At 26.4% G+C, this 14,532-nt stretch carries 12 protein-coding genes; 3 read left to right on the top strand and 9 right to left on the bottom strand.

The window, feature by feature from the left end; translation table 11 throughout:
* Nucleotides 1–29: 29 nt before the first annotated feature.
* Nucleotides 30–1,661 carry an amidohydrolase gene (locus tag G3997_RS02590; protein ID WP_296647630.1) on the bottom strand — a complete coding sequence of 544 codons (1,632 nt, stop codon included), beginning with the start codon at nt 1,659–1,661 and terminating at the stop codon, nt 30–32.
* A gap of 361 nt (nt 1,662–2,022) precedes the next feature.
* Between G3997_RS02590 and G3997_RS02585 the strand changes: the two genes are divergently transcribed.
* Complete coding sequence (locus tag G3997_RS02585; protein ID WP_296647629.1) at nt 2,023–2,163, top strand: hypothetical protein; 141 nt, start codon at nt 2,023–2,025, stop codon at nt 2,161–2,163.
* A 190-nt stretch (nt 2,164–2,353) separates the two neighbouring features.
* Here the strand turns inward: G3997_RS02585 and G3997_RS02580 are convergent, their stop codons facing one another.
* From G3997_RS02580 to cspBA, 5 genes are all read right to left on the bottom strand, one after another.
* Nucleotides 2,354–3,859: a helix-turn-helix domain-containing protein gene (locus G3997_RS02580; RefSeq protein ID WP_296647626.1), complete on the bottom strand. Its 1,506-nt coding sequence runs from the start codon at nt 3,857–3,859 to the stop codon at nt 2,354–2,356.
* 442 nt (nt 3,860–4,301) lie between these two features.
* Entirely contained in the window at nt 4,302–4,508 is a 207-nt protein-coding gene (locus G3997_RS02575) for a DUF3787 domain-containing protein (RefSeq protein WP_334299838.1), read from the bottom strand.
* Nucleotides 4,509–4,564: 56 nt separating this feature from the next.
* Complete coding sequence (locus G3997_RS02570) at nt 4,565–4,966, bottom strand: S8 family serine peptidase (protein ID WP_296647618.1); 402 nt, start codon at nt 4,964–4,966, stop codon at nt 4,565–4,567.
* Nucleotides 4,953–6,059 carry a S8 family serine peptidase gene (locus tag G3997_RS02565; protein ID WP_442971225.1) on the bottom strand — a complete coding sequence of 369 codons (1,107 nt, stop codon included), beginning with the start codon at nt 6,057–6,059 and terminating at the stop codon, nt 4,953–4,955. Before G3997_RS02565 ends, G3997_RS02570 begins: the two co-directional genes overlap by 14 nt.
* 198 nt (nt 6,060–6,257) lie before the next feature.
* Nucleotides 6,258–9,554, bottom strand: coding sequence for a bifunctional germination protease/germinant receptor pseudoprotease CspBA (gene cspBA, locus G3997_RS02560; protein ID WP_296647610.1), 3,297 nt, complete (start codon nt 9,552–9,554; stop codon nt 6,258–6,260).
* Nucleotides 9,555–9,678: 124 nt separating this feature from the next.
* Between cspBA and G3997_RS02555 the strand changes: the two genes are divergently transcribed.
* Nucleotides 9,679–10,767 carry an AI-2E family transporter gene (locus G3997_RS02555; RefSeq protein ID WP_296647606.1) on the top strand — a complete coding sequence of 363 codons (1,089 nt, stop codon included), beginning with the start codon at nt 9,679–9,681 and terminating at the stop codon, nt 10,765–10,767.
* Between the two features lie 174 nt (nt 10,768–10,941).
* Complete coding sequence (locus G3997_RS02550; protein ID WP_296647602.1) at nt 10,942–11,277, top strand: hypothetical protein; 336 nt, start codon at nt 10,942–10,944, stop codon at nt 11,275–11,277.
* Between the two features lie 97 nt (nt 11,278–11,374).
* On the opposite strand, the gene G3997_RS02545 is transcribed toward G3997_RS02550, so the two are convergent.
* The 3 genes from G3997_RS02545 to G3997_RS02535 form a co-directional block, all read right to left on the bottom strand.
* Entirely contained in the window at nt 11,375–11,581 is a 207-nt protein-coding gene (locus tag G3997_RS02545) for a hypothetical protein (RefSeq protein WP_296647598.1), read from the bottom strand.
* 69 nt (nt 11,582–11,650) lie between these two features.
* Nucleotides 11,651–12,730: a sensor histidine kinase gene (locus G3997_RS02540; protein ID WP_296647595.1), complete on the bottom strand. Its 1,080-nt coding sequence runs from the start codon at nt 12,728–12,730 to the stop codon at nt 11,651–11,653.
* A 147-nt stretch (nt 12,731–12,877) separates the two neighbouring features.
* A complete protein-coding gene (locus tag G3997_RS02535; RefSeq protein WP_296647592.1) occupies nt 12,878–14,395 on the bottom strand; it encodes a hypothetical protein in 1,518 nt (505 codons plus the stop codon).
* Between the last annotated feature and the right edge of the window lie 137 nt (nt 14,396–14,532).

The raw sequence follows: 14,532 nt of genomic DNA, 5'->3' as shown, positions 1-14,532 counted from the left end.
ATAAAGTATTATAAATATYATTTTGTTAATTATAATTTAAATATTGTATTTCCATCTTTTATAGTTTCTAAAACTTTTATATTTTCTATATCTTCTTTATCTATTGATAATATATCTTTATCAATTATTATTAAATCTGCTCTTTTTCCTACTTCTATAGATCCCTTTGTATCTTCTTCAAAGTATTGATAAGCTCCATTTATAGTAACTGCTTTTATAGCTTCCATAACTGATATTCTTTGATGTTCACCTAAAACTCTACCAGATTCTGTCTTTCTATTTACAGCATTGTGTATACCTAATATTTGGTTAGGCATTTTTACTGGTGGATCTTGATGTATTGTAAATTTGATTCCTTTTTCTAAAGCCCATCCCATTGGAGATATATTTTGAGATCTTTCTGGTCCAAATACTTGATCATGGTGTAAATCTCCCCAGAATCTTACGTGATCGTTAAAGAATGTAGGTACTGCACCAACTTCTATTATATCATCCATTTGGTCTTTTCTTAATGCTTGACAATGAACCATAACTGGTCTTAATTCAGCACCATGTCCAGTTATTTCTATAGCTTTTTTATAGCATCTTAAGAATTGAGCACAAGCTTCATCACCATTTACATGTGTATGAACTTGTAAATTTCTGTTTATACAGTCAACGTAGTATTGAGTCACTACTTCATCWGWTTGAGTTCCATATCCACGGTAATCTTTAGGTTGTCCTTCTGGWACAACATGATATGGCTCACTTAACCAAGCTGTAAATCCTTGTGGAGAACCGTCTAACCAAGTTTTAGCACCTGCTAATTTATAATGGTTTTTATATTCTCTTTTTGGTGTTCCTTCATCATTCATTATTTGCATAGTAACAGGTTGAGTAGCAAGTCCTACTATATCTATAATTAATCTACCTGTATTAGCACAAGTATCTAATATATGAGTGTATCCATTTGCTAATTCAACTGATGCATCTTGAGTTGTAGTTATACCTAATGATGCATATAACTTTTGAACTCTTTCAACAGCTCTTAAAACATCTTCAAATCCTGGAGCTATTACTATCTTTTTCTTTTCACTATCTAATATAGCATTTTCTTCTAAAACTCCATTTGGTTCTTTAGAATCAGGAGAAACTGTTCTTACAACTCCACCTTCTGGAACTTCATAGTYTTCCCCTACATACCCGTATAACTCTAAAGCTTTAGAGTTTACACAAGCTAAGTGACCAGATGCATGAGATACTGATATAGGTATTTCTTTACTTACTTTATCTAAATCAAATTTTGTAGGATGTTGACCATCTTCAAACTTTGTATTATCGTATCCAAATCCTATTAACCATTTATCACCTTGTGGAGGATTTTCTTCTAACTCTTTCTTTAACCTTTCTAATAACTCTTCTTTAGAAGTTACATGTCCTAAAGTAACTATCATTAAAGTTTGAGCTGTTGCTATTACATGTCCATGTGGATCTATAAGTCCTGGTAACATAGTTTTACCTTCTAAATCTACAAGTTCTGTATTGTCATCCTTTAACGCTAGTATTTCTTCATTACTTCCTACTGCTTTTATTAATCCATTTTCAACTAATACTGCTTCTTGTATAGATTCATTTTCATCTACAGTTATTATGTTTCCGTTAAAATAAAGTTTTCTTTTCATCTTAATACATCTCCATTCGAATAAGCAAAGTTTAATACTTTGCTTATTTAATAAATTAGCTTAAATATGTTTAAAATCTTTAATGAATTAAGCAGCTTTATTATTTTTGTTAGTATTTAATTTATAAACTTCCCAATGCTTAAATGTAAATATTGCTAATGCAGTTACATTTATACCAGAAAGTACAAATAATAATAAGTCAACTGCTTCAAATACAACGTTAGCTCCAAATACTGCTAATGTTCCTGCAGCTATTACTAAAACTAAGTATATTGCTATGTTTTTATTTGCAGAATTCTTTTTAAATAATTTAGTTGTGTAGTAGAAAGATCCAAGTATTGTAGTTAAAGCTGATAATACTGTGAATGCACTTAAAACTACTAATCCAAATATTCCAACTACATGCTCTGCAGTATTGAAGTATCCACCTAATCTAGTTACTGTATCAGCTGCAGTTCCATCAGCATTTAATAATGCTAAAGTTCCATGTTCTACTCCATAAGAAGCTATATATGATGTTACAACTATAGAAACAAATATAAGATTATCAATTTTTTATAACTTAAGTCAATNGATGATTTTCATAGTTTTTTTATAAATTTCAATAAATTCTATTTTCCTTGAAAAATTCAATATTCAGGTATATTATTCAAWTTTTAAACTTTCATTGAAAAATTCAATATTCAGGTATATTATTCAAATTTTAAACTTTCATTTATAATTTTTGTACATGTTAGTGTTTTTTCTATCCGATCTAACATATCGATTTTATCACTTATTACTATCTCACTATCTTTATTCCAAAGGATTTCAAAGAACTCATCACATATATTTTTAAACTCACTATCTTTTATAATTGCATAATCATTATGATTTTCTCTAGGATTAATACTAATCATTTTTAAAGTTTTAGATAAATATATCGAAGGATCTTGAGTATCTTTAAATGCTTCTACAAAGTCTCCATCTATTAATTTAATTTCAACATTGTCATATTCTTCTATTATCTTTTTAATATAATTTATATGTCTTTCTCTTTGCTCAAAAGTTAATTTTACAGGTATATTAAAGAAGTTAAGTTCTCCTACTGAAATATACTTTCTTATATCTAATTCATAAATTAATACCTTTAACTTAGATTTATATATAACATTTTGTAAGAGCATATTTATTTTTTTTAATTCATCTAAAACCTCTTCATTATATCCAAATATAGACTCTGATATTTCTTCAAATAAATCATAAGGCATAAAAAGTTCATTCATATGGCCTATTAACCATCTTAAATCTTGGTTCATAATATACTGAAGATATGTTCTTTTTCTTATAATATCTAGTGCTGATTTGACCTCAATTATGGGTTTTGCCTGATTTTTTAATATATCTTCTAAGCTATAATAAATTTCATCTACGATATGCTTATCTTTCGACATATTTGTAAATAAACATCGTTTATCTTTTGTATATATTGCAGCATGAAATATCCTGTCTTTTATCACAGATATAATTGCATTACAATCAACTTCACAATTAAATATTTCAAAGTTTATTTCAGGATATGTCGTTATCATATTAATAATCATTATAGTATTAAATACTATATCTGAATCCTGAATATCAAATCCCATTAAAAGTCTGACCCTAATATCGTGTGATGTATTTCCTGCCAAATCCTTCTTCATATCAGCTATTGCCATTTTATCACTATTATTTAATCTATATAAATCTGCACTTATTATTAAGTCTACCTTATCAGAATTGCTCATAAATAAATTTGCATCTTTTGATAAATACTGTTTTCTAAGTCTTGGATTTATATGTGTCATACTATTATAGCTATCTTCAGAATGTGTTTTTTTGTACAAATTAGGTACACTCTTTTTAGCTGTATACATATATGCTTCTTTTAAACTTTTCTCTAAGTACTGCGCTAAAACACTATTACTTTCTAAGTTTTCATCTATTTCAAAATAATCTTTTAATTCTTGCATATGTGACATATTCAAAGAATCGACTATAAACTCAGAAGTTATTTTGCAAACATCTGATATGCTCTTTTGAGTAGGTAGATTCTTTCCGGTTATCCACTTACTTATATAAGAAACATCATATCCTAACACCTTAGCCAATGAACTTTTTTTCTGTTTTGATAAATGTAATAATTTTTCTAATAATTTTCCGAATGTAATATTTTTCAATTACTTCAACCTCCATTAATTATTTTAAAGCTTATTATATAATTAAGATAATAAAAACGTAATTCTAAATATATAGAATTACGTTTTTTTNNAATATATTTTATAAAAAGTAAATATAATTTATTAAAACTAATTTTATTAAGAAGGTACATATTTATGTAAAGATTATCCATAAGATAGTAAAAATTAATAATATTTTATTTGCTATAATTAAAATATATAATAAATAAATTAGAAAACGTTATCAAAAATATTAAACAGGGGGGAATATTTGATGAACGGAANNNAGTACAATGATGTCTTTAGGAGGAATTGTTGTAACTCTTATAGGTTTACCTGTTTATTCTTATATGACTAAAAAGTATGCTAACTCTAACGATAACATAGATAAAGCTGCTTAATATAATAAAGAGCGTAGACAAAGTCTACGCTCTTTTATTGTTTATAATCTACTCCCATTATCAACCCAATCTTTAGCTTCTTTTACATTAAACTCAGAAGGAATTGAAACTTTACTTCCATCAGTTCTTAACTTATCAATATTAGACCAAGCTGCAGTTCCTTCATTTTTAATAGGTCTATGTGCTTTTAATCTTTTGTTATGTTCTCCACTTAATGGTTGTGTTTTTTTACTTTGCAAAATCTTCACCTCTTTCTTTTGTTTGTTTTTATTTTTTACATTTATAAGTTTAAAAATACTGGAGATTATATGTTATTTGCAATTTGCCTTAAAGTTTCTTCTAAATTTAAGTTTCCATATCCTTCAAATGTGTTTGGATAAGTATAAATTTCCTTTTTTGTTGCTCCTAACATTAGATATGTTTTTAAAACTTGTGTATATAATACAATTTTACTATCTGGTTCTTGAGTTGATATATAATCTATTATTACTGCTAATACTCCTGCTACCATAGATGAACTTACTCCAGTTCCTGTTGCTGTTGTATAATTATTGTTATTATTAGGTGCTATAATATCCACCCCTGGTGCTACTATATCTGGTTTTATAGGACTAGTTCTTAGCGAACCATTAGAWGAACCTATCCAYATACTATCAGTTCTATCATTAAATCCTCCAACAGTAATTACATTTTCAGNTAGTTGCAAAAAACGTTATAGTTGATTCTGAAGTTGGATTTATAAATCTAGTTTCATCAGAAATTAAATTTTTATTTGGTAAATATACATCATATTCACCTTTTATAATAAACTCTGGATATAATCTTAAAGTCCAAATTCCAGGCTTTACATCTTTTAATCTAACTATAAGTTCTAAATTCCCAGATTGCAACCAAGGATATATATAACTCAATTCATAACCTGTATCTTCTAAATTAAATCTTCCACTATATGAAAAATTATCTGGTGCATAATTTATTGTATAGCTCATTTCACCTGATGGAGATATAATTGATGCACCAATTTTATCTGGACCACTTGGACATAATATTATATCTAAGTTAGTTTGTTCACCCACTTGTATTATTATATCTTGATATTTATCAGCACTTTGTATGTTACCCTTATAATGTATATCTGAATTTCCTTCATTCCCTGCACCACTTACTACTATATATCCTGATCTATTTAAATAATTAAATGTATCTAATAAAGAAGCTTCTATTGCAGTTCTAGATCTTTCTCCTAMWGTAATGTTTATTACTATTTTTCTATTTAATCTATCTGCTAATTCAGTTACATATTTAATACCTGCTAAAAAATCAGAAACTTGATAGTTTACTTTTCCTTCTTTATAATATCCTGTATAAGATCTTAATTTAACTATTACTAACTCTGCTCCTCTAGCTACTCCACCATATCCATTGTTTGAATTTCCAAGTCCTGCTGCTATACCTGCTGCTATAGTACCTGTTCCTATTTCATCTATACTTAAGGTAGGATTGTTTTGCCTTATTGCTTCATTTATTTCTTCTCTAGTAAACTCACTTCCAAATAAATACCCCTCTGGTGCTTCTTTAGCTGTACTTTCTTGGTCCCATATTGATACAATTTTTGTGGTTTGATCTTGGTTTATAAAATCTGGATGCAAGTAATTTATTCCCGAATCTATTATTGCAATTAATACATTTTCTCCTGTTGGGGTTATATATGGATTGTTGTATATATAGTCTGTACCTGCTGCTGACCTTACACTTTCTCCTTGGCTTAAATTATTGGTTATATTTATTAATGAGCTCATAGGATTAGATATTTCCCACCAAGATATAGTTTTTAAATTAGATAGTTTTTCTTCTTCAAAATTATCTTCTACATAAATAACCGCCATTAAATTATTCAATATAATATATCTATTTATTAAATTTTGTTGTAGTTCTGATTCAAAATCTTGTATAGATGTGTTATATATTACAATATAAGACCTCTCCATAACATCCCCCTATCTTAATTGTTCAAAAGCTCCTCTTATATTTAAAATGCCATATCCATAACTTTCATTAGGATAAGATATATCGCTTTCTCTAGTTGCTCCAGTTTTTAAATAAGTTGCTATATTTTGTACAAATGCTTTTTCAGGGTATATATTATCAACTAAAATATACTGTAAAAATAATGCAACAGATCCAGCAGTATAAGAAGCAGCTGCAGAAGTTCCAGTTATCATTGCATATCTATTTCCTGGATAAGGTGCAATAATGTCAACTCCTGGAGCTAATATATCTGGCTTTTGTGATGAATCTAAAAGAGGACCTCTCGATGAAGATGGCCATATAGTATTATTTTTAGTGTCATATGCTCCTACAGTAATAGCATCTTCATAAGTTCCTGGATAGTTTATTGTTGATGAAGGATTACTTTGTGAAAATCTAGTTCCTGGCTTTAAAAATGCTCTATTTTCTAAATAAGCATTGTATATACCATTTGTTATATAAGACCCTATTAATCTAATTCTCCATGTTCCTCTTTTTGCATTGATTAAACTAATATTTATTAATTGCTGACCTGATTCAATAGTTGGATATGTTGAATATATTAAATAAGATGTTTGATCAAGGTCGAATAATCCGTAAACAACATTATAGGCAGATGCTTGAGAAGTTTTACTAATTTCTTCACTTGGAGAAATTACTTCAACATCTACGTTATCTGGTCTATCTATCCATATTTGTATAGTAACTTCATCTTCATCTTCTTCTATTTCTAGTTCTATATCTTGTTGATCCCCTATAGATCTTACTACTCCTGAAGTATGAGTTTGTGCATTTCCTTCATTTCCTGCTCCTTCTACAGCCATAATTCCTCTTAAAAAAAAGAATTTATTTCCTATAGTTCTAGAAGTTATAGCTACTTGTTGATTACTGCCTAATCCAAGATTAAAAATTAAAGGCCTATTAAGTTCTAAGGCTTTATTATATATATAAGCCATAGCCGCATACAATAATGAACTAGTATAGTTTCCATCTAATTTTGCAACTTTTACAATTATAAGTTCTGCATCTGTTGCTACTCCTTGATATCTACTATCTCCATTTCCTAGTCCACAACAAATTCCACTTAACATAGTACCTATGCCTTCTTCATCTGTAGATAAACTTTTATCATTTTCTCTTATTGCTCTATTTATATCTTCTCTAGTATACTCAGTTCCTATTTTATATCCACTAGGAGGATTTCCTTCTTTAGTTTGGTCCCATAAATAAACTATTTTAGAAGTTCCATCTGGATATATAAAATCTTCATGTAAGTAATCAATTCCAGAACTAAAAATAGCAATAATTACTCCTCTTCCTGTTACATTTATATTAGGGTTATTTTTAAAAAAGTTAGCTCCTATTTCTTCATTTCCTACTACCCCACCAAAAGTTCCCTGAGTTACTTCTCCTAATTGAGCCAACCTTAAGGGAGGATCTATTCTTTCTCCAGATTCCAAGTTTAATATATCATTTATCTTTTCTAGCTGATTTATAGGTAAATATAATAAACCAAAATTATCACCAATTTCATATAATCTATAGTTTATTCCTAAATCATTTAATTCATTTTTAAAATTTTCATCATAAAATACATTTGCTACTGGTATTAAGTTATTTTCTATCTGTCTTTTCATACGTTTTATTTTTTTTCTATAAAGTCCATAATCTGAATTATTATTAGAAATAGATGTTAAATCTAAATTAGATAAATCTAAAAATCCATATCCACTTGCGTTATTTGGATATATATCTCCTTCTCTTCTTCTAGCATAAGTAGTAATCATTGATTTTGTTTTTTGGTCATATAAAAATAAATCATTTCCCTGTACAATTCCCCATTGTAAAAGTAAAGCACAAGTACCTGTCACATGAGGTGTTGCCATACTAGTTCCAGTTAATGCACCAGTTATGCCTCCTGGTAGGTACGAAACTATATCTTCACCAGGCGCTAAAATTTCTGGTTTAATTATGCCACCATCTACATCCCCTCTACCTGAAAATATAGAAACTACATCTGTTCTAGAATTAAAACTTCCTACAGTTATTACTTTACTTGCAGTTCCTGGTACAGTAACAGTTAATTCATTTGTAGGCTCTAAAAATCTAGTATCTTTAGTTATTCCTTCTGATGTTGGCAAATATATATCTACATTTCCTTCTATTATTTTTATAGGTGTAAATTCAATTTGCCAAATTCCTGGTATTATTGTTGTATCTGATTTTAATTCAATACTTATTCTTCTAGTTAAAGAATATGGTTCTATAGGATAAAAAAATCCATTTATTCTAGTGTTTGATATAATATTTTTTACTTGACCAGAGTCTTTAGATATAGGTTGTGTTCTTCTATTATTTGGGCTAACTAAGGTTACGGTAAAATCATCTATAAAAGATGGCCAAATATTTATATTAACTATCGTTTCATTTTCCCCTACTTCTACTTCCACTTGGGTAGGATTATTTTCATTGTTTTTAATATTTATTCTTTGATGACCTGCTTTGGCTGCATTGTTTCCTGCTGCAACTACTATATTATTTTTCCAAAAACCACACATTTGATCTATATATTGTTCAAACAAAGAACCTCCTCTGTGAGAACCTTCATTACTTCCGTAACTTACATTTATAGCTATTGGCATTTTTAGTTCTAATGCTCTGTCTAATACAAATTTTAAGGCTCTCATAAACTCTGTACTTCTTGAAAAAACATCTGTAGTTCTATTTCCTACTCTAACAGCTATAATCTGTGCTTCATTTGCTATAGAACAAGCAATRCCYCCTACATGAGTTCCATGCATAGCAGTAGTTGATATTGGTATGTTCATATTACCATTTATAGCATTGTTTATATCTTCATTTGTATATAGTGTTCCTTGTGTAAAACCTTCTGGAGGATTTCCATTTATAGATTGGTCCCAATAGTAAAGTATCTTAGATTTACCATCTGCATCTTTAAATATAGGTAGGTTATAGTCTATACCTGAGTCTATAAGACCTAGTAAAACTCCTTTACCAGTTAGATTTGTACGTTCTTTAAATTCAGTTATTCCTGTGCTTGAAAAACTTTGTTCATCTTGAGTTTCTAGTATAAATGGTTTTTCTACATATTCTATTTGAGTATAATTTAGTAAACTATTAACCTTTTCTGGAGTATCTGCAGTTATTATGGCATAGTTATATCCAAGAAGTTCTACGGTTACTCCTAATTCTTGTTCTAAAAAACTTATATCTCCATTATATTTAACTATTACTTCATACTCCACAAATTTCACCTCCATAATTCTAAATAAAAATATTTCACTATAATATATGTGTATTAATAATATTTTTATTATATAATACATATATTAGTTAAATTTCAAAATTTATTTTAAGGGGTGTGTTATTTTGAAAGAAAAAAAGTTTTATTTAAACATAATTCTTACGGTGGTTGTATCATATATATTAATTAAATTTATTGATAATTATCGATATTTCTTTAATATAATAAATTTGCTATTTTCACTTTTAACACCATTTGTAATAGCTTTTGTTATAGCTTATATATTTAATCCAATAATTATTTTCCTTGAAAAAAATTTAAGATTTAAAAGAATACAATCTCTACTATTTACATATGGATTATTACTAATAATAATTATTACATCTATAGTCTTTACTGTACCAATTATTTTAAATAATATAATTGATATAATAAATCAAACACCTTTGTATATTGATAAAACTCAAGTATTTTTAATAGAAATTGGACAAAGCTTAAAAAATATAGATCCTAATACACTAAAAGATATAGGAGATAGTATTATGGAATCATTACCTAAATTAAGTACTTTATTTGCAGGTTATTTAGGTCAAATATTTAATACTACATTCTCAGTTGGAAAATTTATAATCCAATTTATTCTAGCATTTGTAATATGTTTTTATATTCTCCTTGAAAAAGAAGATTTCTTATTATTTACTAAAAAAACTGTATATGTTGTTCTTGGTAAAAGGTATGGAGATTTTACTTTAGAAGTCTGCTCTACTTTAAACTCTAATATAGGCAAATATTTTTCTGGCAAGCTACTTGATTCATTTATAGTCGGTGTTTTATCTAGTATTGGACTATATTTTATAAAATCTCAATATGCATTACTATTTGGTACACTAATGGGATTTATGAATTTGATTCCTTATTTTGGTCCATTTATTGGAATAGCTACAGTTTTTTTAATAAATTTATTCTATAATCCAATTATAGCTCTTTTATCACTTATATACTTATTATTAGTTCAACAAATAGAAGTTGCAGTTATAGAACCTAAAATTGTTGGAGGCCAATTAGGTCTTAGTCCATTTTTGACTATAATGGCAGTTACAGTAGGCGGTGGATTCTTTGGAATTCCAGGTATGATTTTATCTGTACCTATAATAGGTGTTATAAAAATATATATAGTTAAGTTTGTAGAGTATAAATATAAAGATATTAAATAATTAGATTTATAAGGAACAGTCTCTTTTAATATATGATTTTATTATTTGAGTTTGTTCCTTTTTAATTATTATTTTTTAATTGCCAATATATATTTAATATGAATATAAATATTANTANTATTTATAGTAATGTTAATAAAATATGTATACTAAATTATAAAAAATGGTGATTTTATGAAAAAATTATTTATAGTCTTATGTATTTTATTTAGCTCATTATTTTGTATAAATCCAATAAAAGAACTAATATATGCAAATGCTAATAATAAAGTAAATCTAGTCGTTGATTTAACTTTAGAACAAGCTAAAGAACTTCTCATAAAATACAACAATAAGGTTGATTATATATATCAAGGAGATGCAAATGATTTTGAATATCTAAAATTAAAAAAACTTCAAGGATATGTTTTTTTACCAGATGTGGATACTGACATAGGATACTTTGTTGATAAACAAACTTCAAATATATACTTTTTCCACCCAAGCGGATATTTAGAATTAGTAAAATAATTAATAATAGAGCTTAGATTAAAATATATTAATCTAAGCTCTATTTATAAATATCTAATATTAAAATCATCTTTATTAGTTAATTATTTATTACTTCTTAAGTATTTTCTTCTATCTTTTTATTTAGTCTTCCTAACATATTTTTTGAAAAATTAGATATATCACTAGGAACACAATTACTTGTTGCAAGTAAACTATAAATTTCTAGAGCCCTTTTATAGTCTCTTTTTCCAGCATAAGATTTAAAAGCTTCTTCTGATAAATCTCTACATATTTTACTTATTCTTTCATATCGTCTTTTCAATCCTATCGCCCCTTTTGCATTAGAATATATAAATATATATGTTTATTTATATACGTTTATTCTAATCGGCTAGGCGTATATATCAGAAAACTCTATTCTTATTTTATCTACTCTATCTAAATCTTTCTCATATGTATCTATTGATTCTTTTATACAAGTTCTATTAGGTATTTTTATATTAAATTCTGTCCATTTCTCTATTTCACTATCTACAGTTACTTCACCACCATGTAATTTTACAAGTGATTTAACTAAATATAATCCAATTCCTGTTCCTTCTTTAATTATACTTCTTTTATCATTTAATCTTACATATTTTTCAAATATTTTATCTATATTGTCTTTAGATATACCAATTCCATTATCATTAACTTTTATATTTACAAACTCATTATTATGAGTTATTGATAATATAATTTTTCCACCATTACTTTTCCTAAACTTAACAGCGTTTGATATTAAATTTAATATGATTCTTTCCATCTTTTCCATATCAAATGAAATAATAAGTTCTTCTATATCTGTATCGAAAACTATTCTCATATTATTAGATTTAACAAATGGTTCTATGGATTCACATATATCTTCTATAAAATATATTATATTAGCATTTATAGGACTATAATTACTATGGCCTAAATCAATTTTATTATCATCTGATATATTATTGACAAGCTTTAATATTCTATATGAATTTTGATTTATTATCTTTAAATATTTTTCCATATCATCATATGAAACATTCTTATTATTTTCTATTTTTCTATTTAACAATTGCACTGAGCTGAATATAAGATTTAAAGGTGTTTTAAATTCATGTGTTAAATTAGACAAGAAACTTGCCTTAGATAAATCATATAGATTATCTTCTATATCAAACCATACTACAACCTCATTATCTCCAACTTTTTTACTATTAAGATTAAATTTTTTACCTCTGAAATTAATACTTATATTATCTGAGCTATTTTCTAAGGTGTCTTTAACTAATCCTTTTATATCAATGTTTTCTTTTATATGTTCAAGACTAATATCTATGTTATTATGATAATTAATGTTAGTTTCACTTATAATTAATCTATTATTTTCTAGTTCTGCAATAATAAAAGGACGAGGATTTTCAAATAATATATTTTTATATTTATCCACGTTCTATTCCCCCTACATAAATTCATAAACTAATACTTGTTGTAAAATCTCCATATAATTGAATTGTAGCACAACATTTTTTAATATTCATCATTTAATTTATTTTTATATTGACAAAAGGAGATTAGTAATTTTACCAATCTCCTTTTAATTATATTTTTTTACATTTATTATATTACTTTGTTTAGAGAATTTTCCATATTTACTTCCAACCACGTAGATATCCATATCATATTCTTCTTTTAGAGGAATATCTATAGAATTATCTTGTATATTGTTTTCATATAATACAAATCCATTTTCTACATTATTATCTTTTACATATATGCTATATGTAATATCTTTAATATCGAGTCTATCCCATGTAAGAGTTAACATATTGTTTTCATTATCAATTTCTTCAACTAAATTTTCAATAGTTTCATCTTCTATATTATCTAGATTTGGTAATATATTAACTACATTACTAGGCTTAGTAGATATATTATTATTATCCTTACCTACAACATATAAGCTTAGGTTTGGAATATTATCTTCAAATAAATCTACTTCTATTTTAGTACTCACTCTATTATCAGATATTTTACTTTCATCTACTTTAATATAGTCAAATAACTTATAATCTAAATCACCTAAAGAATTATTTTTTAAGAATATTTCATAATTATTTATATCTTTTATATAATCCCATGAAATATCTATAGATAGCTTTTCATTAATTATTTCATAATTTACTTGTATATTTTCAATAATTCTATCAATTATAGATTCTTTCTCTACTTTTATAGTTATTATTTTTTGTTTATTTCCACAAGTTATCCTTACTTTTTCAGTACCTTCTTTTAATCCTACTATAGTTCCATCCTTTTCAAGACTTATTGCATAATCAATTGGAACCTTTCTATCAACTAGCTCATATTTAATTTTTCCATGTTTTAACCCTCTTGGCGAAGTTGTAATCTTAGGATTTAATTTTTTAGTTTCTTTTTCATATATTTTAATAGTACTAGGTATATTTATTTTTGCTATCTTAGCTTGAATATTATAATCAAATACAGTTTCTTTAGTTCCAGCTTTTATATATAAACTAGCCTTACCTACACCTACAGCCTCTACAGTATTACCTTTAATCTTTAAAATATTTTCATCACTGCTTTCATATATGACAGGTTCTTTCTCTTTAAATTCATCATAATCTACTTCTACTTCACTATTTATTCTAGCCGATTGACCTACATATTTTATATCATTATCTAATGTAGCAATTAAACTTTCAACCTTTGGATTTACAACCTTAATATTAATCTTTTTTAATATTCTTGAGTTCTTCATAATCCCTATAACTGCAGTACCTTCTTTATTTGCTGTGACTTCATTTTCATTTATATTTACTATGTTAGAATCATCTAAATTCTTAAAGTAAATATCAGGAGTTTTTGCATAAGATGGTAAAATTATATATTTTCCAGTAGATAATGTTACTGTATCATTTAATTTCATGACAAACTTATCTATATCCTTAATATAATCACCATCTTTTATCTCAATTTCTACACCTTTTACCATAGGTGTAATAACTCCAAATTTAAATAAGTAATACTGTGCTATTAATATTACTGGTATAATGAGTATTATTTTATAATTTATATCCTTTATGCTTTTCATATAAACACTTCCTTTAGGAATACAATACTTTATTTAATATATTTAATATTTGTATACTATTATCCTTTTAAAAAATATATTTTTATAAATTTTCATAATTCGATTATAACCCATAATTTTATATTTTTATACATTAT

Origin of the sequence: Romboutsia sp. 13368 (assembly GCF_018336475.1) — a bacterium.
GTDB lineage: Bacteria > Bacillota > Clostridia > Peptostreptococcales > Peptostreptococcaceae > Romboutsia.
This window is presented reverse-complemented; position numbering and strand designations above follow the sequence as displayed.

Bases quoted from the DNA above. Each gene is read 5' to 3' on its own strand.
- G3997_RS02550 (WP_296647602.1), top strand. From the start codon at position 10,942: ATGAAAAAATTATTTATAGTCTTATGTATTTTATTTAGCTCATTATTT.
- G3997_RS02535 (WP_296647592.1), bottom strand. From the start codon at position 14,395: ATGAAAAGCATAAAGGATATAAATTATAAAATAATACTCATTATACCA.